Annotated in this window: 11 protein-coding genes and 1 tRNA gene; 8 read left to right on the top strand and 4 right to left on the bottom strand. The window is 59.1% G+C overall.

Annotated elements, in window-relative coordinates; all coding sequences use genetic code 11:
- Nucleotides 1–2 precede the first annotated feature (2 nt).
- Both CS903_RS06575 and CS903_RS06570 read left to right on the top strand, forming a co-directional pair.
- Nucleotides 3–4,100, top strand: coding sequence for an Eco57I restriction-modification methylase domain-containing protein (locus CS903_RS06575; RefSeq protein WP_099332755.1), 4,098 nt, complete (start codon nt 3–5; stop codon nt 4,098–4,100).
- A gap of 384 nt (nt 4,101–4,484) precedes the next feature.
- Nucleotides 4,485–5,294 carry an abortive infection family protein gene (locus tag CS903_RS06570; RefSeq protein ID WP_099332754.1) on the top strand — a complete coding sequence of 270 codons (810 nt, stop codon included), beginning with the start codon at nt 4,485–4,487 and terminating at the stop codon, nt 5,292–5,294.
- A gap of 283 nt (nt 5,295–5,577) precedes the next feature.
- On the opposite strand, the gene CS903_RS06565 is transcribed toward CS903_RS06570, so the two are convergent.
- Together CS903_RS06565 and CS903_RS06560 are read right to left on the bottom strand one after the other, a co-directional pair.
- Nucleotides 5,578–5,654: transfer RNA gene (locus tag CS903_RS06565), tRNA-Val, on the bottom strand.
- 125 nt (nt 5,655–5,779) lie between these two features.
- Nucleotides 5,780–6,181, bottom strand: coding sequence for a DUF3052 domain-containing protein (locus CS903_RS06560; RefSeq protein WP_099332753.1), 402 nt, complete (start codon nt 6,179–6,181; stop codon nt 5,780–5,782).
- A gap of 332 nt (nt 6,182–6,513) precedes the next feature.
- On the opposite strand from CS903_RS06560, the gene aceE reads away from it, so the two are divergent.
- Complete coding sequence (gene aceE, locus CS903_RS06555) at nt 6,514–9,258, top strand: pyruvate dehydrogenase (acetyl-transferring), homodimeric type (protein WP_503089911.1); 2,745 nt, start codon at nt 6,514–6,516, stop codon at nt 9,256–9,258.
- Nucleotides 9,259–9,362: 104 nt separating this feature from the next.
- Here aceE and CS903_RS06550 read toward each other — a convergent pair whose 3' ends face one another.
- Complete coding sequence (locus tag CS903_RS06550; RefSeq protein ID WP_099332752.1) at nt 9,363–11,255, bottom strand: FAD-dependent monooxygenase; 1,893 nt, start codon at nt 11,253–11,255, stop codon at nt 9,363–9,365.
- A gap of 320 nt (nt 11,256–11,575) precedes the next feature.
- On the opposite strand from CS903_RS06550, the gene CS903_RS06545 reads away from it, so the two are divergent.
- A complete protein-coding gene (locus CS903_RS06545) occupies nt 11,576–13,045 on the top strand; it encodes an NAD-dependent succinate-semialdehyde dehydrogenase (protein ID WP_099332751.1) in 1,470 nt (489 codons plus the stop codon).
- 71 nt (nt 13,046–13,116) lie between these two features.
- Here CS903_RS06545 and CS903_RS06540 read toward each other — a convergent pair whose 3' ends face one another.
- Complete coding sequence (locus CS903_RS06540) at nt 13,117–14,523, bottom strand: MFS transporter (RefSeq protein WP_099332750.1); 1,407 nt, start codon at nt 14,521–14,523, stop codon at nt 13,117–13,119.
- 186 nt (nt 14,524–14,709) lie between these two features.
- Here CS903_RS06540 and CS903_RS06535 point away from each other — a divergent pair, with 186 nt between their 5' ends.
- From CS903_RS06535 to hpaD, 4 genes are all read left to right on the top strand, one after another.
- Nucleotides 14,710–16,164, top strand: coding sequence for a fumarylacetoacetate hydrolase family protein (locus CS903_RS06535; protein WP_099332749.1), 1,455 nt, complete (start codon nt 14,710–14,712; stop codon nt 16,162–16,164).
- Entirely contained in the window at nt 16,149–16,916 is a 768-nt protein-coding gene (locus CS903_RS06530) for a GntR family transcriptional regulator (RefSeq protein ID WP_099332748.1), read from the top strand. Before CS903_RS06535 ends, CS903_RS06530 begins: the two co-directional genes overlap by 16 nt.
- Nucleotides 16,917–16,927: 11 nt before the next feature.
- Complete coding sequence (gene hpaE / locus CS903_RS06525; RefSeq protein ID WP_242491782.1) at nt 16,928–18,442, top strand: 5-carboxymethyl-2-hydroxymuconate semialdehyde dehydrogenase; 1,515 nt, start codon at nt 16,928–16,930, stop codon at nt 18,440–18,442.
- A gap of 97 nt (nt 18,443–18,539) precedes the next feature.
- Nucleotides 18,540–19,688, top strand: coding sequence for a 3,4-dihydroxyphenylacetate 2,3-dioxygenase (gene hpaD / locus CS903_RS06520; RefSeq protein ID WP_099332747.1), 1,149 nt, complete (start codon nt 18,540–18,542; stop codon nt 19,686–19,688).
- Nucleotides 19,689–19,721 lie beyond the last annotated feature (33 nt).

Genomic DNA, 19,721 nt, shown 5'->3' with positions numbered 1-19,721 from the left:
TAATGACTTCCAAGATTGAGAACCAGTCTGTCCTCGACCGCATTATCGTCGGACGCGTTAAGCCTCACATATACGCGTTCGCCACGAACACCGTCCCCAACTACCTGAAAGTGGGCGACACCTACAGACCAGTCCCGGTACGCCTGGCTGAGTGGCGCAAGGTGTTTGAAAACCTAGAGCACTTCGAAAACCTCGATGAGGTCTTTCGCGGCTCCGCCTCCATAAACGACGACGTGTACTTCCGGGATCACTCGGTCCACCACTACATTGAGTACGACAGAGGCCGCCCCAGACTCACTGAATCTGCAGCGCACGAGAGGCATCTACCGTACCTGAGCCGCGAGTTTTTCCAAGACGCTACACGTGACGACGTCGCAGCAGCCATCGAATCAATTCGAGCAGCGTACGAAGAGAGTCCTGGCAAGTACACGTTCTACGACGCTACGACCAAGCTGCCCGAAACACAGACTTACGTGCGTGGTCCCATCTGGGATTTACGTCCGAATCAGGCTGATGCCGTAGATGCGTTCAAGGTTGCGGTTGCGAGGGGGCGCCGTAACCTCCTCATGTATGCGGTGATGCGGTTCGGTAAATCATTCACGTCGCTCTGCTGCGCGAAGGCCATCGACTCAAAGCTAGTGGTCATCGTGTCCGCCAAAGCTGACGTCCGGTCCGAGTGGAAGAAGACGGTCGAGGTTGCCGGTAATTTTGAGGGCTACCACTTCCTCGACTCCGACGCACTCCTCCGCAACACGTCCGCTATTGAAGACACCACGGGCAACGGTGGCACCGCTGTGGTCTTCCTGACGTTGCAAGACCTCCAAGGCAAAGCGGTCAAGGATAAGCATCGACAGCTCTTCGAACGGACCGCTGACCTCCTCATCGTTGACGAAACCCACTTCGGAGCGAGAGCCGAGGAGTACGGCAGGGTGCTCAGTAAGAAAGATGCGAAGGCCAACGAAAGGTTGCTCGCAAAAGCGAGTAAACACGATAAGGACATCGACCTCCAGGATGCGGACTCGGAAATCCAAAAAGCGCTGAACGCGAGGGTGCGCCTACATCTGTCGGGAACTCCCTACCGCATCCTCATGGGCGAAGAGTTCGAACCGGAGGACATCGTATCGTTCGTCCAGTTCACAGACATCGTCGCCGACCAGCAACGCTGGGACCAGCACAATCTGACAGATGTAGCTCACGAACAGAACGAATGGGACAACCCCTACTTCGGGTTCCCAGAAATGGTCCGTTTCGCCTTCAACCCCAACGAATCGTCCCGCAAGAAAATGGAAGCTTTGCGCGCCAGCGGCACCGCCTACGGACTCTCAGCACTCCTGAAGCCAAAGTCCATTACCAAGGACGACAAAGGAGCCTATAAGCAGTTCGAACATGAAGCCGAGGTTCTCGACCTCCTACGCGTGATCGACGGAAGCAAAGCGGACGATTCAGTTCTCGGCTTCCTGAACTACGACAAAATCAAAGAAGGCGACATGTGCCGCCACCTAGTCGTCGTGCTCCCCTTCTGTGCGTCATGTGACGCCATGGAAAGACTCATCGAGTCCAACCGGGACGAGTTTCTTAACCTCAGTGACTACAAGATCATCAACATTTCAGGTGTAGACGGCGGAACCTCCTACAAAACCCCAGAGGACGTCAAGGCCGCCATAAGGAAGGCCGAAGAAGAAGACCAGAAGACGATTACGCTCACGGTCAACCGGATGCTCACCGGGTCAACGGTCGAACAGTGGGACACAATGCTGTTCCTGAAAGGCACCGCATCGCCCCAGGAGTACGACCAGGCCATATTCCGGCTCCAAAACCAATACACCAGGGAACTCGAAGCTGCCGACGGCTCTACCATTCGCGAGAATCTCAAGCCACAGACCCTACTGGTTGATTTCGACCCGAGCCGCATGTTTCGCATGCAGGAACGCAAATCCCTCATCTACAACGCGAACACCGAAAAGAACGGCAACACTCGACTCAAGGAACGCATCGCAGACGAACTGAGAATTTCCCCAATAATCACGCTGAACGCCGGGCGCATTCACCAAGTCGAGCCAAGCGACATCCTCGAAGCCGTCGCGGAATACAACAACAAACGGAGCATCGAAGACGAAGCAAGGGACATTCCCATAGATCTCGCTCTCCTAGCCGACGCAGAGATCTTGGCCACGATCGAACGGCAAGCGGAAATCGGCAGTCGTCTCGGGCTAGAAGTTGAACCCGCAAAAGGCGAGGGCGATGACCTCGACACCGGTGACAGCTCCGCTGAAGACGACGACGGCAAATCCAAACCCGAGGACAAGCCGGACCCAAGCGAAGACCCAACCGACGGCAACACTATGGTGCTTCAGAAAAAGCTCCAGACTTACTACCAACGATTGTTGTTCTTCGCGCTGCTCAACCCGCAACCAGTCGCTTCACTCAGCGACATCACGGAAGCCATCGAAGCCAGCGATGGGCGTCTTGCCCGGAACCTCGACTTGGAACCGTCGGTCCTGAGACGAATGCTCGACGCATTTGACCCATTCAAACTGAGCGGACTCGACTACAAGATCCAGAACATCTCCACGCTCGCGAACGATGCCGAGCTCCAACCTTTGGAGCGAGCTCAGCGGGCACTTGGAAAGTTCAGTCGGATCTCCGATTCGGAAGTCCGAACACCGGAATGGCTGTGCGATGAGATGATCGCAGCCCTACCCGCTGAACAACTGAAACAGTCACTGCTAAACGGCGAGAAGCTCCTCGACATCGCCAGTAAGTCGGGCGAGTTCGCTGTTGCAGCCTACAAACGGCTAGCCGGGGAAATGGGCCTGGACGCGAACCTGGTGCGCGACTCGATCTACTCGATTCCCACCTCGAGCATTGCCTACGAATTCACGAGGCGGTTCTACGAAATCCTAGGCTTGAAGACCGAGAACATCGCAGAAGCGTACAACAGCTACGACCTGCTCGGTATACAGAGCGAAGATGGCGAAGACAAATATGTCGGAGCCGCAAGCTACCTTGAAAACTGGACCAACGCCCAACAAAGCATCCCGGACGAGGAGGCCGCACACGTGAAATTCGGTGCAGTAGTAGGAAACCCGCCGTACCACCAAGACGACGGTGGCGCTGGCTCGAGTGCACGCCCTATTTACCAGAAGTTCGTTGGCATTGCATCGGCACTAGATCCCCGAGTCTCTTCTTTTGTTATTCCGGCCCGGTGGTACACGGGCGGAAAAGGGAAAGAGTTGGCGGAGTTCCGAGAAACCATGCTGGATGACGGTCACATTAGCGCTTTACACGATTTTCTCAGCCCGGAGGCTGTATTCCCCGGCACCAACAATCGTGGTGGCATTTGTTACTTCGTTCGTGATACAAGCTATAACGCCTTAGACGAGGGTGGAACGGAAGTCACAAGCCGGGTTGGCACTGGCACGGCCAACGTTGCGACGCGACCACTCAACGCCTTTGGGCTCGGCGTATTCCTTCGAGACACGCGTGGCGTAGGCATTGTCGAAAAGGTGTTGAACATGTCTGACCGGGGCACCCTCGAGTCTCATGTCTCGGCGGCCAAGGCTTTCGGCTTCCGAACATTCTTCATCAAGGATGCGCGCTTCAGGAGCAGCGCGAAGGGCTTACGCGATGCCGTTCGGTGTTTCGGACGAGCAGGAAAGATTGGCTACGTCGAACGAGATGAAGTCGCTTCACACAGAGGATGGATTGACGAATGGAAAGTCTTTGTGCCTGAATCCAACAACATAGGCACCGAGCTAAATGACGACAACCAGAATACTCTGTTGGGGCAACCCGGGGAGATATGCACTGAGACGTACCTGGTTGTTGGCGCAGATATGAGTTTGACCGAAGATACCGCCAACCACCTGGCTGCATACCTTAAGACCAGGTTTGCAAGGTTCCTCCATTCACAAGCGAAGGCTAGCCAGCACGGCACGAAGCAGACCTACAGATTCGTCCCTCTCGTGGATTTTTCTGACGACTCTCGAATCGACTGGAATGCGGACCTAGCGGATGTCGACCAACAGCTTTTTGATCTCTACGGCCTGACGACGGCTGAGCAAGAGCATATCAAGGCATCAATCAAGAACATGAGCTAGTCGTGAGCGCGTACGGATCTACGTTCGATCGCTTCACTCTGCTGAGAATTTGTCTCGCGCGTGGCAATCGAGCTTATCCACCGACCGTCGCGACATGATGTCTTACCCGCGGCATTGCCCTAGGTGCATGGGCATCTTGTAAGAGAAGAACCCATTATGGGAAGGCAGAGAAGGGAGATTCTCACCAGAGTTTTGGGGTACGTGCGCGAGGATGACGGTTAACTCTGGGCGAACAACAACGCAGACCGCTACCGAGGTCCGGTGGAGGGAACTGGCTTAGCGGGTGGGTCCCTATTAGCAGTCCTGGGTCGTACGTCCCATTCCTAATTACGACATTTCTATTGTGATAGAACTCGTCCGACAAAAGACCTAGGGAGACATGTAGTGACGACGAACCCACTGAAATACGGCGAATATCGGCCGTTCATGGACTTGCTGAACGAAGGTGGTTACGTCCTAGACTTTCGCAACGACGATTTCGATCGATTCACATACTCGATTGTCGGGATCAGGCTGATCGAGCACTACGGACTCTCCAAAGGCAAATCTCTCCAAGCCTTCATGGAGTCCGCCGACCGTGTTGATTCGGCAAAGCTTCTTCATGCGCTCATGAAGGAATGGGAGAGTGTGCGGAGTGAAAATGCAGATGACACGTCGACCAAGCTAGCCGCACGTTGCTATGCGATTCTAGCCGAAATATCTGCACAGTTTAGCGATGACGGCATAGGAGAACGCCTCAAAAGTAAAGGCTTCACTAGCGATTACCTCGATGAGCAGCGGACCCTGTTATGGGAGAAAGCTAGTACGCACCCAACTGCGTCGATTGGCATCGCCAAAGAGCTCATCGAGTCCTGTTGTAAGACGATCCTAGAACGCAACGGTGTCGAATACGAAAAGCACGACGACGTGCCGAAACTGGTAGATAGGACCCAGACAGTCCTCTCAATCAACCCTCGGGAAGTCAAGAATGATGTCCCCGATGTAAACGCGGTCAAAGCCTTACTTGGCAGCCTGGCAAGCGTCGCGAGACATCTAGCAGAACTACGCAACAGTTACGGGATCGGCCATGGAAAATCAGCTTCTTACATGGGGTTGTCCGAGCGGCATGCGCGCCTTGCTGCCGGGGTTTCCCTTGCGCTCGTGGACTACCTGTGGGCCACGCATCTAGAAAGGGGACATATAGCGAAAAAGTGAACGATTTGACGATGGCCCGAACCTTTTGACGTTTGCCTATACCTTTTGACGCCGCGCGTTTCCCACCGCTCCTGCACCCACCCCGGGTGCAACCGAACCAGCAGGACGTCTCGCCACATTCGAACCGGGAACTCGTTGAGACCGTGTGGCCACCTAGAAGCGCCAATTAAGACATGCAGAGAAGTTGTGCGGACGCCGCAGAACCGCAGAACTACACGCAAAACCAGCCCCAGCGTCACAGAAAACCAAAAGACACCCCTTTGTATCCAAAGAGGTGTCCAAGTGGTGGGCCCAGAGGGACTCGAACCCCCGACATCCACGGTGTAAACGTGGCGCTCTAGCCAACTGAGCTATAGGCCCTAAGCCACTTGAGGCTCCACCGGGAGGGAAACTCTCAAGCAACCCGTACAGCATACGCATAAAACAGTCTTACGCCGAAATCAGATTCGACCAAAACCACGTGATCTACGTCAACCAGAAATGATCTAACGGGTCCGAGGACGCGCCACCAAGCGCATTCCCGCCCAATCCTGGGCTACTGATGTCGACGTGGTTGGTTTGAGGCCAGCCGTCTTCGCGGCCTCGGCAACCTGATCGATCGGAACTGAAGAGTCGCGACCTGGTTTCGGTGTCAGCACGTAGATGGTGCCACCCGAGTCATCAAGGTTTGCGCTGGCGTCCATTAGGACATCGGTGAGGTCCTCTTCAAACGAGTCTTCCTCACGCCACCAGATGATGACGCCATCCACCATGTCCTGGTAATCCCAGTCGACGATTGAGCCACCAACTGCCTTCTCTACGGCTGCGCGTAAGTCGTCGTCCACGTCCTCGTCATAGTAGAACTCTTGAACCACCTGACCGGGAGTGAACCCGAGGCCATCGCCCACCTGACAAACCACCTTCCGAATGGAAACAAAACTGCCGACCGCGGTCGAGCCCGGCCAGTATACGAAACCCTATTCTATTGGGACACTCAGAGGGATAGTAAGGGACCGGCGACCCAATGGAACCTAAGTTGCGTCTGGCACAAGAGATCATGGGCCACGGTCCCGTTTGAGGTCATTCTCCCTGCCTCGCCTCTCCCCACGGGGCTCCAGTTGCACACTGTGAGTCGAAGTTCATCACCCAAAGGTCCCAGATGGGTCGCCAACACCGTCCCTTCTGAGAGACAATAAAGTCATGTCCACCCATCACTAATGGGTGAAAAATGACTTCAAGGATGTGGTTTACGTTGAGTCCCCTGAATAGGCCCGTTGTAAACGGAATGCTCAGTCAAGTACCCGACAACGATCCTGATGAAACACAGGAATGGATCGACTCGCTCGAGGGCCTTATTGCTGAGAAGGGTGCGCCGCGCGCACGCTACTTGCTTCTACATATGCTCGATGAGGCGCGCCGTCGTGACGTCTCGATCCCGCTTGAGACCACGACGCCCTACATTAACTCGATCCCGGTGGAGCAGGAGCCCTACTTCCCCGGTGATGAGGCAATGGAGAAGCGATACCGCATGTGGATCCGCTGGAACGCAGCGGCCATGGTGACTCGAGCTCAGCGTCCGGGGGTTGGCGTCGGCGGTCACATCTCTTCTTATGCTTCGGTTGCGACTCTCTACGAGGTCGGTTTCAACCACTTCTTCCGCGGTAAGCACCACCCGGGCGGCGGCGACCACGTCTTCTTCCAGGGCCACGCTTCCCCTGGAAACTACGCCCGCGCCTTCGTGGAAGGACGTCTCGATGAGGACGACCTCGACGGATTCCGCCAGCAGGCCTCAACTGACCACGGTCTCCCCTCGTACCCCCACCCCCGCCAGATGGACTGGTTCTGGGAGTACCCCACGGTTTCCCTAGGTCTCGGACCGGCCGCCGCCATCTACCAGGCATGGGTTGACAAGTACTTGCACCTACGCGGTCTGAAAGACACCAGCCAGCAGCACACCTGGGCCTTCATCGGTGACGGTGAGATGGATGAGCCAGAGTCACGTGGCCTTCTTCAGATGGCTGCGGTCCAGGGTCTCGATAACCTCACCTTCGTCGTCAACTGCAACCTGCAGCGCCTTGACGGACCGGTTCGCGGTAACGGCCAGATCATCCAGGAACTGGAAGCATTCTTCAAGGGTGCCGGCTGGAACGTCATCAAGGTTATCTGGGGTCGGGGCTGGGACCAGCTGCTCGCCGCAGACAAGGACCACGCCCTCGTCAACATCATGAACCAGACCCTGGATGGTGACTACCAGACGTTCCGCGCTAATGATGGCGCCTACGTGCGTGAGCACTTCTTCGGTCGCGACCCCCGCACCAAGGCGATGGTTGAGAACTGGACCGATGACCAGATCTGGGATCTGCGTCGCGGCGGCCACGACTACCGCAAGCTCTTTGCCGCCTACAAGGCAGCCATGGAGCACACCGGACAGCCCACGGTCATCCTGGCTCACACAATTAAGGGTTATGCCCTCGGGCCGTCCTTCGCAGGCCGCAACGCAACCCACCAGATGAAGAAACTGTCGGCTGACGACGCCAAGTTGCTGCGTGACCGCCTGCAGATTCCGATCTCTGATGAAGAGCTCGACAAGAACCCGGGCATCCCGCCCTACTACCGTCCGGCCGATGACGACCCGGCCCTGCTCTACATGAAGGAACGGCGTGAGGCGCTGGGCGGCTACCTGCCCGAGCGTCTTCCGAACAACCCCAAGTGGGAGACGATTCCTGAGAAGCCGTTCAAGTCCCTGGCTAAGGGTTCGGGCAGCCAGAAGGTCGCCTCGACCATGGCGTTTGTCCGTGCTCTCAAGGACCTGATGCGAGACAAGGAAGTCGGCAAGTACGTTGTGCCGATCATCCCGGATGAGGCTCGGACCTTCGGTCTGGATTCCATCTTCCCGTCGGCGAAGATCTTCAACACCCACGGCCAGAACTACACCTCCGTTGACGCAGACATGATGCTGTCGTACAAGGAGTCGACCGAGGGGCAGATTCTGCACACCGGTATTACCGAGGCTGGCTCTGCCGCTGCGCTCCAGGTGGCCGGTACCGCCTACACCACGCACAACATCCCGCTGCTGCCGGTGTACATCTTCTACTCGATGTTCGGGTTCCAGAGGACGGGCGATCAGTTCTGGGCTGCCGCAGACATGCTGGCAAAAGGCTTCGTCATCGGGGCAACCGCCGGTCGCACCACTCTAACTGGTGAGGGCTTGCAGCACCTCGATGGGCACTCGCAACTTCTCGCTTCGACCAATGACGGCTTCGTCTCCTATGACCCCGCCTACGCATACGAAATGAAGTACATCTTCAAGGATGGCATCCAGCGTATGTTTGGCAAGGATGATCCCCGCGATCCCAACATTCTCTACTACATCACGGTCTACAACGAGCCCATCGTTCAGCCCGCTGAACCGGAGAACCTGGATGTCGAGGGCGTTCTACGCGGTATCTACAAGGTTGATGACCACACCAACAGCGGTGGCCTGAAGGCCCAGATCCTGGCCTCGGGCGTGGGTGTTCCGTGGGCTCGCGAGGCCCGTCAACTCCTGGCAGATGACTGGGGCGTCGATGCGGCTGTATGGTCTGTGACCTCCTGGAACGAACTGCGTCGGGACGGAGTTGCCGCTGATGAGCACAACTTCCTCCACCCGAATGAAGAGTACCGCCACCCCTATGTCTCCCAGAAGCTTGCGGGTTCCGAAGGTCCGTTCGTGGCAACCTCCGACTGGACCTCGATGGTTCACGACCAGATCCGCCCCTGGATCCCAGGTCGCTACCTGACCCTTGGTACCGATGGTTTCGGTATTTCCGATACCCGTCGCGCGGCACGTCGCTACTTCCATGTTGACGCTGAGTCAACGGCAGTCCGCGTCCTGCAGGGCCTGGTCTACGACGGCAAGTTGGACCACTCGGTCCTGCAGCAAGCCATCGACAAGTACAAGCTGTTCGACTACAAGATTGACGCAGCACCGAAGCTAGAGAACTAGGTTCTTCCGGTTGCCCGCGCGGGGGCAACCAAACCTTAAGGTTCGGGCCCAGACACTGTTGAAGGTGTCTGGGCCCGAACCTTTTGCCTGACCTAAAGTCGTTCCTACTCTGCGGCAGCGGCCTCGACCATGAAGCCTGCGAAGTAGTCCGCTAGGGCCCGGGTGTCCGACATGGGCAGCACAGCCGCGACGTACTGGTCGGGGCGAACGACGATGACAACGCCCTCGTCGCGGTTGATGTCCCGCTCTGCGAAGATATCGGTCCCCAGTCCCCCACCAAAGACGTTGTTGAGGTCTTCAATCTGGTACGGGCCGACCTCGGGACGGAACACGGCAGGCACCTTGTGAACGTTGATGTCAGCGTAGTTGTCCTGGTAAATGACCTTGACGTCGAAGACTGCCGAGCGATCCTCCACTACCGGGGTGAAACGGACCAGCGGTGAGGTCGGGTCGTTACCAAGCCACGTCGACCACTGCGCGGTAATCGAGTCATCTGCGAGGCCGTTTCGATCCGCGAAGGCATAGATCCGGAAGCGACCGTCCGCTTTGTGAAGGTGGCCGAGGTGGACCTTGTTACCGTCGGCGACCCGCACCGTCTCGGCGGAGCGGAACCGCTTCCCCACCGGATACTGCTGAGCCAGATCCTGGAAGGTTGGTTCGACCGTGAGGGCCGAAGTCTTGTACTGGGTCATGAAGCCCATCGGGAACTCTTGGGTGGAGATGTAGAACTCTGCCAGTTCGTCCTTGTCCTCGAACTCCTCCGGTTTCTTGGCCATCATGGTCGACCATTCCCGATCGAAGTCAATCAGGTTCTGGGCAATCTCCTGACGCTCTGCCGAGTAGGTGCTGAGAAGGGAGTCCTGTCCAAGCCCGGTGAGGACGTAACCGAGTTTCCAACCCAGGTTGAAGGTGTCCTGCATGGAGACGTTCATGCCCTGGCCAGCCTTGGCGCTGTGGGTATGGCAGGCATCCCCGGCGATGAAGACTCGCGGCATGCGGTCTTCCCCCTCGGGAACGTCATCGAACTTGTCGGTGACGCGGTGTCCGACCTCGTAAACCGAGGACCAGGCCACATGCTTAACGTCGATCTTGTAGGGGTGCAGGATCGCGTTGGCACGATCGATGGCATCCTCGACGGTGGTGTCACGAACACGACCGCCGTCGCCCTCTGCAGTCTCACCAAGGTCAACGTAGAGGCGAACCAGGTAGCCGCCTTCTCGGGGAATGAGGAGGATCGAACCGGCCTTGGACTGGATCGCGCACTTGGTGCGTATGTCAGGGAAGTCGGTGTTGTAGAGGATGTCCATGACCGCCCAGGCGTGGTTGGCCTGTGCTCCCTTCAGTTCGCGTCCGATGCGCTTACGCACCAGCGAACGGGCTCCGTCGGTCCCAACGACATACTTGCAGTGGACGGTCTTTTCGACGTCACGGTTGAAGTCGGCGGTCCCCTTCAAGGTGACCTGGACCGGGTAGTCACCCTCGTCGCCGATGACGAGGTCGGTCAGCTCCCAACCCCAGTCAGGGGTGAGGCGCGAAGGTGAGTTCTCAGCGAACTTTGCGAAGTAGTCGAGGACGCGCGCCTGGTTGACGATGAGGTGGGGGAACTCGCTGATTCCCGTCTCGTCATCAAGGGTGATAGCGGTACGAACGATCTCTTCCGGGTTCTTCTCATCCGGTCCCCAGATGTTCATCTGGGTGAGGTGGTAGGCCTCCTGGATGATGGGTTCGGCGAAGTCGAAGGCCTGGAACGTCTCAACGGAGCGGGCCTGGATGCCGTCAGCGTGACCGAGAATGAGCCGGGAGGGACGACGTTCGATCAGGCGCGTCTCAATGGTCGGGAACATCGAAAGCTGGGCGGCCAAGATCATGCCGGCAGGTCCCCCACCAACGATGAGAACGTCGATGTTGTCCGGAAGATCTGCGCTGCGCGCATGCTTGGCGGTCTTGGGTTTAGTTCGCGGGTCTTCGCTGACGTAACCGTGGTGGTGGAACAGCATGCCAACTCCTCTTTAAGTTGTCTCCTCAAGGGTGCAGGTGCGCCAGTGCACCATCCCCGAATAATCGTATACGATCTTCTTGTACCCGACAAGGGATTTGACGACCAAAATTACCAATCCCGCCGTCTCTTCTGCTTTTTATCATTGTTTCAACCCGATTTATCGTATACGATTCCATTAACACTAAGGGTGCTTGTGCCGGTGACTCCCAGTGCGTTCTGCCCTGGCAGTGCCTCACCCGGCAGCCTGTGATCAGTGTCGATCCCATCTAAGAAAAGCTGCGCTTCCGCAGCCCTCCCCAAGCCAAGGAGACTTGCGAAATGATCAATGAGAGTGAACTTCTGGGACAGATCAATGGCGGTCTGCTCATCAACGGTGAATGGAGGGCGGCGTCGGATGGCTCGACGCTCAAAGTCCACGATCCAGCCACCGGTGAGGTCCTCAAGGAAGTCGCCAGCGCGTCTGTCGAAGATGGCCTCGCTGCCATTGAAGCAGCCGACCAAGCCTTCCCGGCCTGGTCGATGACATCACCAAGGAGCCGCGCCGAAATCCTGCGTCGCGCCTTCGACCTCGTCATCGAACGCCGCGACCAGTTTGCCCTGCTGATGACAATCGAAATGGGCAAGCCGCTTTCCGAAGCCCAGGGTGAAGTCACCTACGGCGCGGAGTTCCTGCGCTGGTTCAGCGAGGAAGCAGTACGCGTCTCGGGTCGCTACGGCTCCAACCCCGAGGGCACCGGTCGCATGATCGTCAGCAAGCACCCGGTTGGACCGGCCTTCCTGATCACGCCGTGGAACTTCCCGCTCGCCATGGCAACCCGAAAGATTGCCCCAGCCATCGCAGCAGGGTGCACCGTGGTCATCAAGCCCGCTGCCCTCACTCCCCTCACCACCCTCTATCTGGCGCAGGTTCTTGAGGAGGCCGGGTTGCCCGCCGGGGTCGTCAACGTCATCAACACCTCACACTCGGTCGATGTTTCCGCCGCCATCATCGACCATCCGGCGCTTCGCAAACTGTCCTTCACAGGTTCCACCGCCGTCGGTCAACAGCTCATGCGCCAGGCCGCAAACGGAGTCCTGCGCACCTCCATGGAACTCGGTGGTAACGCCCCGTTCGTGGTGTTTGAGGACGCTGATCTTGACGCGGCTGTCGAGGGCGCCCTGCAGGCTAAGTTCCGCAATATTGGTCAAGCCTGCACCGCCGCTAACCGCTTCATTGTGGCTCGGCCCCTGGTTGGAGAGTTCACCGAGCGTGTCACTGCCCGGGTCAAGGAGATGCATGTCGGACGTGGTACCGAAGAGGGGGTCACCATTGGCCCACTCATCGACCATCGCGCGGTTGAGAAGACCCTGGCCCTGGTTGCGGACGCGACCGCCCGTGGCGCTGAACTGAAGATTGGGGGCGTGGCTATTCCCGGGCCGGGCAGTTTCCTGGAGCCCACCGTCCTCACCGATATCGCACCGGGAAGCGACATCCTGCGTGAAGAAATCTTTGGCCCGGTCCTGGCTGTCGTTCCCTTTGATACTGAGGATGAGGCCGTTCACCTGGCGAATGCCACCGAGTACGGGCTGGTCTCCTACGTCTTCACCCAGGACCTTGCGCGAGCCCAACGCCTGGTAGAGACGATGCAGACCGGCATGATGGGGCTCAACACCGGACTGGTTTCCAACGCAGCCGCTCCCTTTGGGGGTTGGAAGATGTCGGGGCTGGGGCGCGAGGGCGGGCCTGAAGGCATTGAGGAGTACCTGCAGACCAAGTACACCCTGACCGCGAACCCCTTCGCTTCGTAATCGAACAGGGCAGAGAGAAGATCCCGGGTCCGAATGGACCCGGGATCTTCTGCGTGGAGACCGGTTAGGGACTAGCCCTTGTGCCAGATCAGGGGGCTCTGAGCCTGCTCAGCCTCATGTGAGGGGCCGAGGGGGATCGAGGAGCGATCCCGTAGGGCGGCCGTGGCCAGGAACCCGATCAGGGTCATCCCCGCCAGGTAGATGACGATCGCGGTCCAGGTGCCTGTCTGCTGCATAAGGGCTTGGGCAATCAGCGGGGAGAAGGCACCGCCGAGAACCGCACCGAGTGCGTAGGAGATCGAGACACCCGAGAACCGCACCGAAGCCGGGTACAGCTCAGCATAGAAGGCAGCCTGGGGACCGTAGGTGAAGCCAAGGCCGATGCTGAGGAAGGCGAGGCCGAGGAGGAGCCACCAGGCGCTCCCGAGGTTGATGATTGGGAACAGCGCGAGCACACCTAGGAGCTGCAGTCCCCAGCCGATGAAGTAGGTGTTTTTCCTTCCGATGAAGTCGGAGACCCAACCCGCTATCAGGGTCGAAACGAGCCAGACAACAGCACCACCTGCGACTGCCCAGAGGATCTCTGCACGAGGTAGGCCGAGGGGGCCTTCGGGGTTGGCTGCGTAAGCCTGGATGAAGCCACCGGTGGTCATGTAGCCAACTGCGTTGTTGCCCGCAAAAACCAGTGCCGCGACGATGACGAGGGGGAGGAAGTTCTTCAGGAGTTCCTTCAGGGGCGTCTTGGTCTCTTCCTTGCGCTCTGAGATCTCCTTGAAGACGGGGCTTTCCTCAACGGACTTGCGGACCCAGTAGCCAACGAAGACGAGAAGGATGGAGATCAGGAACGGGATACGCCAACCCCAGGAAAGGAATGCATCCCCCGGCGCGATCCAAGCCGTGATGGCCATGACTGCCGAGGCGAGAAGGAGCCCAAGGGGAACCCCAATCTGGGGAGGCGCTCCGAGCAGGCCGCGTCGACCCGGGGCGGCATGCTCAACGGCCATGAGGACTGCGCCGCCCCACTCGCCACCTGCAGAAATACCCTGCACAACACGGAGGAGGACCAGGATGATGGGCGCGGCAATGCCGATCGCCTCGTAGGTGGGAAGGAGGCCGATCAGGGCCGTTGCGGCACCCATGAGCCAGAGCGTCATGACGAGGACAAATCGTCTCCCGTACTTATCGCCAAGGTGTCCGGCGATCACCGCGCCAAACGGGCGGAAGAGGAAGGAAACACCGACGGTCGCGAAGGACAGCAACATTGCTGCGCTGGGACCAGCCGGTTCAAAGAACAGTTTGCCGAAGACCAAACCGGCTGCCGAAGCGTATACGAAAAAGTCATACCATTCGAGCGAGGTGCCGATGACGGTTGCGGCAATAACGCGCCCCTGCTCGGGATTTTCATTAAAGACGGAGCGGAGACTGGGCGGCTTGAGAGTCTTCGGCCCTTCCCCAATCTTGTAGTTAGTTGCACTCATTACTCGTAACTCCCTTGTCGAGTTGGATCAGGGGCTGTTACATCATTGGGCTTGCCCCTTGAAAACAGATCGTATACCATTTTGAATATCACACAAGAGATTTTCAGATTCTCTTAGAAATCTCCTGCTAACCACGCCACCCGCCTGGCAGGAGGTTCAAGGTTTAGGAGCCAACGGAGGATTCCAATGACTAAGAACGCCGCAACCGATTCATTCGCTTTCCCTGCAGGGTTTCCGCTGCAGCCGGGCAAGATCATTGCCGTCCACCTTTCTTACGACTCCCGCGCGGCCCAGCGTGGTCGCAAGCCGAAGACCCCTTCCTACTTCTTCAAGCCCCTTTCCTCCCTCGCTGGTTCCGGGGAGACGATCGAGCGCCCCAAAGGTGCCGAGCTACTAGCCTTCGAGGGTGAGATCGCCCTGGTCATCGGCACCCCTACGCGCTGGGTCTCCGAGGACGCAGCCTGGAGCCACGTCGGTTGGGTCAGCGCCGCCAACGACTTCGGCATCTACGACATGCGCAAGGCAGACAAGGGTTCCAACGTTCGCTCCAAGGGTGGCGACGGCTACACTCCGGTCGGCCCAGACTTCATCCCCGCCACAGATCTAGATCCTGCTGACATCTCCGTCACCACCTGGGTCAACGGTGAGGTCGCCCAGCAGGACTCCAGCGCCGGCATGTTCTTCTCCCTCCCCCGCCTGGTCGCCGACCTCTCCCAGCACTTCACCTTGCAGCCCGGCGACATTATCCTCACCGGGACTCCAGCCGGTTCCAGCGTGGTTGTTCCCGGCGACACCGTCGAGGTCGAGGTCAGCGGCAATGGACAGAGCAGCGGGCGCCTTGCCACCACGGTGACCCAGGGCGAACACGCCTTCGACCCCGCACTCGGCGACGTCCCGGCCACCGACAGTCTGCAGGTTGCCGAAGCGTGGGGCACCCCCCCTGAGCCCGTCCTCACCGAGGCACTGAAAGCCGCCCTCATCGAACTTCCAACTGCAGCCATCAGCGCCCAGTTGCGCAAGATGGGCCTCAACAACGTCACCATCGACGGCGTTGCAGCCATGCACCCGGAAACGAAGATGGTCGGGGTCGCCAAAACGCTACGTTTCCTCCCGAACCGTGAGGACCTCTTCAAGAAGTACGGGGGCGGACACAACGCGCAAAAGCGCGCTTTCGACGCCCTCACCCCCGGTGATGTCATGGTGATTGAAGCCCGCGGTGAGGCCGGGTCCGGAACGCTGGGTGACATTCTTGCCCTGCGCGCTAAGGCACTCGGCGCCGCAGGAATCGTCACCGACGGTGGCGTCCGCGACTACACCGCTGTGGCAGATGTCGATATCCCGGTTTACACCAGGGGCGCGCACCCCGCCGTCCTCGGCCGCAAACACTTCCCCTGGGAGGTCGGGGGCACCGTCGCCTGCGGCGGAACCACCGTGGTTCCTGGCGACATCATCGTGGGTGACCGCGATGGCGTCATTGTCATTCCCAGTGACCTGGTGGTCACTGTCGTCGAAGAGGCCCAGAAAGCGGAAGAATCAGACGCCTGGGTGGCAGAACAGGTCGCAGCCGGTTTCCCCATTGAAGGCCTGTTCCCCATGAACGATGAGTGGAAGGAACGGTACCGCCAATGGAAGCAGAACTAGAACCCGGCAAGCCACGCAAGAAGAAGGCGACCTCCGGGACGAAGAAGCGGCCTAAAGCCGCTCGTCCCAAGCCCAAGGACTCGATCTCGAAGGCCGAAACCGCCTACCTCTGGATCAAGGAACGCATCCTTAGCCACCAGTACGGACCCGGCTACCGACTCGTCCTCGCCTCGATTGCGGGCGAACTGGACATGAGTGTTGTTCCGGTCCGGGAAGCCATTCGTCGTCTCGAAGCCGACGGGCTAGTCACCTTCGAACGCAATGTTGGTGCCTGCGTCAAAATGTACGACGACACCCAGTACGCCCATTCCATGGAAACACTGGCCATCATCGAAGGCGCAGCCACGGCTCTGAGCGCGCCCAACCTAACCAGAAACCAAATCGAAAAGGCGCGACGGGTCAACGACCTGATGCGCGACACCCTGGACGAGTTCAACGCCAGGCTGTTCACAGTCTTGAACCAGGAGTTCCACGCCGCCCTGCTGCTGGGTTGTCCAAACGACAGGCTGACGGATCTGGTTCACGCGGAATGGGCGATGCTCGGAAACCTCCGGGAATCCACCTTCGCCTTCGTTCCCAACCGGGCAAAGGAGTCCGTGCGGGAGCACTCCGTCATTCTGGAACTCATTGAAAATGGGGCACCGTCAGCGGCTATCGAAAATGCCGTGCGCACGCACCGCACAGCCACGATGGATGCCTACTTGATTCGCGAACATGAGGACGCCGAGACCCCGGCGCCCTCTCCCATCTAACAGGAGGCCAAGTGACCGACCAAGAGAACATGGCAGCGGCCCCTGCGCCGGCCAACCTGCCGGAGCAGATTCTTCATTACATTGATGGAAACTACGTCCCCTCCCTCAGCGGAGAGACTTTTGACGTCCTAAACCCGGTCACTAACGAGACCTACATTCAGGCCGCTTCCGGCGACAAGGCCGACGTGGAACGCGCAGTTGCAGCCGCCAAGAAGGCATTTGAGACCGGCCCCTGGCCCAAGATGCTTCCCCGCGAACGCTCCCGCATCCTGCACAGGGTTGCGGATCTGATTGAGGCCGAGGACGAGCGCCTTGCCGAACTCGAGTCCTACGACTCGGGTCTGCCAATCACCCAGGCTCTGGGGCAGGCACGTCGAGCCGCCGAAAACTTCCGCTTCTTCGCCGACCTCGTCGTCGCCCAGGTCGATGACGCGTTCAAGGTGCCGGGGCGCCAAATGAACTACGTCAACCGCAAGCCGATCGGCGTCGCCGGCCTGATTACCCCGTGGAACACCCCCTTCATGCTGGAGTCCTGGAAGCTGGCTCCCGCCCTCGCCACCGGTAACACCGTGGTCCTGAAGCCCGCGGAGTTCACCCCCCTGTCCGCATCCCTGTGGGGCAACATCTTTGCCGAGGCCGGAGTTCCCGCCGGTGTCTTCAACCTGGTCAACGGACTGGGCGAAACTGCCGGTGACTCCCTGGTCAAGCACCCGGACGTTCCCCTCATCTCCTTCACCGGGGAGAGCTCGACGGGCAGCCTGATCTTCGCCAACTCCGCACCCTTCCTGAAGGGCCTCTCCATGGAGCTCGGCGGCAAGTCCCCCGCCGTAGTCTTCGCGGATGCCAACGTGGATGACGCGGTAGACGCGACCATCTTCGGGGTCTTCTCCCTGAACGGTGAGCGTTGCACCGCTGGCTCCCGCATCCTGGTTCAGCGCGATATCTACGACGAGTTCGTCGAGAAGTACGCCGCTCAGGCAAGCCGCATCAAAGTCGGCCTTCCCTCTGATCCGAACACCGAGGTCGGCGCCCTCGTCCACCCCGAGCACTACGACAAGGTTATGAGCTACGTCGAAATCGGTAAGGAAGAAGGACGCCTGGTCGCAGGCGGCGGTCGTCCCAAGGACTTCCCCACCGGTAACTTTGTTGCCCCAACCGTCTTCGCTGACGTGGCACCTGACGCTCGCATCTTCCAGGAGGAGATCTTCGGCCCGGTCGTCGCAATCACCCCCTTCGACACTGACGAAGAAGGCCTAGCCCTGGCCAACAACACCAAGTACGGTCTGGCGGCCTACATCTGGACCAATGATCTGAAGCGGGCCCACAACTTCGCTCAGAACGTCGAGGCCGGCATGGTGTGGCTCAACTCCAACAACGTTCGTGACCTACGCACCCCCTTCGGTGGCGTCAAGGCTTCGGGACTTGGCCACGAGGGCGGCTACCGCTCCATTGATTTCTACACTGATCAGCAGTCGGTGCAGATCAACCTGGGTAAAGTCCACAACCCTACTTTCGGCAAGCAGTAACTCACCCCTGTGGGGCGGGTGCCCTTAGCCCGTCCCACACCCCACCAAAATCCCACCCGCGTCAACGGATGACGCGTTAGAAAGCAAAGGCGCTCTCATGGCAGACGACAACAAGACAGAAGTCCCCTACCTCGACCCCGAAGTCATCCTCGGCTCCAGCCCCGTCCCCACCCCTTCCGTTCCCGCGCCGGACGTCCTGCGCGCCGCCTACATGGACATCGTCGTTTCCGACCTCGAAGCCTCCCGCAAGTTCTACGCGGACGTCCTCGGCCTCGTTGTGACAGAGGAAAACGAGAACGAGATCTACCTGCGTTCCCTGGAAGAGTTCATCCACCACAACCTGATTCTGCGCAAGGGTGACGTACCCGCTGTTCGCGCCTTCGGCTACCGCGTCCGCTCCCCCAAGGACCTGGAGCTGGCCGAGGAGTTCTACAGGGAGATGGGCTGCAAGGTCAAGCGTGTTCCCGCGGGCACCGTTCCCGGCATGGGTGAGATCCTGCGGGTCCAGGATCCCCTCGGCTTCCCCTACGAGTTCTTCTACGACGTTGACCACCAGAAGCGTCTCGCCTGGGACTACCAGCTCTACACGCCGGGCGCGCTGGTCCGCCTCGACCACTTCAACCAGGTCACCCCGAACGTACCTCGCGCCATCGGTTACATGGAGGACCTCGGCTTCGGTGTTACCGAAGAGATTGTTGACGAGGACGGCACCGTCTACGCCGCCTGGGTGCGCCGCAAGCCGACCGTGCACGACACCGCAATGACCGGTGGCGACGGACCCCGCATGCACCACATTGCCTTCGCGACTCACGAGAAGCACAACATCCTCGCCATCTGCGACAAACTGGGAGCGCTGCGCCAGTCTGACCGCATTGAGCGCGGCCCGGGCCGTCACGGCGTTTCCAACGCCTTCTACCTCTACCTGCGTGACCCCGATGGGCACCGCGTTGAGATCTACACCCAGGACTACTACACGGGCGATCCCGACAACCCCAAGGTCTCCTGGGACGTCCACGACAACCAGCGTCGCGACTGGTGGGGCACCCCGGTGGTCCCCTCCTGGTACCGGGATGCCTCACGCGTCCTCGACCTCGACGACAACCTGGTTCCCCTTGTTTCCCGCACCGATGAATCGGAGTTGGAAGCAACCATCGGCGCCGACGGCTTCTCCTACACTCGAGTTGACGACGACGAAAGCATGCCGGAGTGGAAGCTCGGCGAGTTCAAGCTGGGTAACCAGCTCTAACCAGTAGTACAGGTGGTGGGGACAGCGTCGTCC

Source organism: Actinomyces minihominis (assembly GCF_900187855.1).
Lineage (GTDB): Bacteria > Actinomycetota > Actinomycetes > Actinomycetales > Actinomycetaceae > Scrofimicrobium > Scrofimicrobium minihominis.
The sequence above is the reverse complement of the archived record's forward strand: the minus strand, read 5'-3'. Positions and strand labels throughout refer to the sequence as shown.

Bases quoted from the DNA above. Each gene is read 5' to 3' on its own strand.
- CS903_RS06550 (WP_099332752.1), bottom strand. From the start codon at position 11,255: ATGCTGTTCCACCACCACGGTTACGTCAGCGAAGACCCGCGAACTAAA.
- CS903_RS06575 (WP_099332755.1), top strand. From the start codon at position 3: ATGACTTCCAAGATTGAGAACCAGTCTGTCCTCGACCGCATTATCGTC.
- CS903_RS06545 (WP_099332751.1), top strand. From the start codon at position 11,576: ATGATCAATGAGAGTGAACTTCTGGGACAGATCAATGGCGGTCTGCTC.
- CS903_RS06530 (WP_099332748.1), top strand. From the start codon at position 16,149: ATGGAAGCAGAACTAGAACCCGGCAAGCCACGCAAGAAGAAGGCGACC.
- aceE (WP_503089911.1), top strand. From the start codon at position 6,514: ATGTGGTTTACGTTGAGTCCCCTGAATAGGCCCGTTGTAAACGGAATG.
- CS903_RS06535 (WP_099332749.1), top strand. From the start codon at position 14,710: ATGACTAAGAACGCCGCAACCGATTCATTCGCTTTCCCTGCAGGGTTT.
- hpaD (WP_099332747.1), top strand. From the start codon at position 18,540: ATGGCAGACGACAACAAGACAGAAGTCCCCTACCTCGACCCCGAAGTC.
- CS903_RS06540 (WP_099332750.1), bottom strand. From the start codon at position 14,523: ATGAGTGCAACTAACTACAAGATTGGGGAAGGGCCGAAGACTCTCAAG.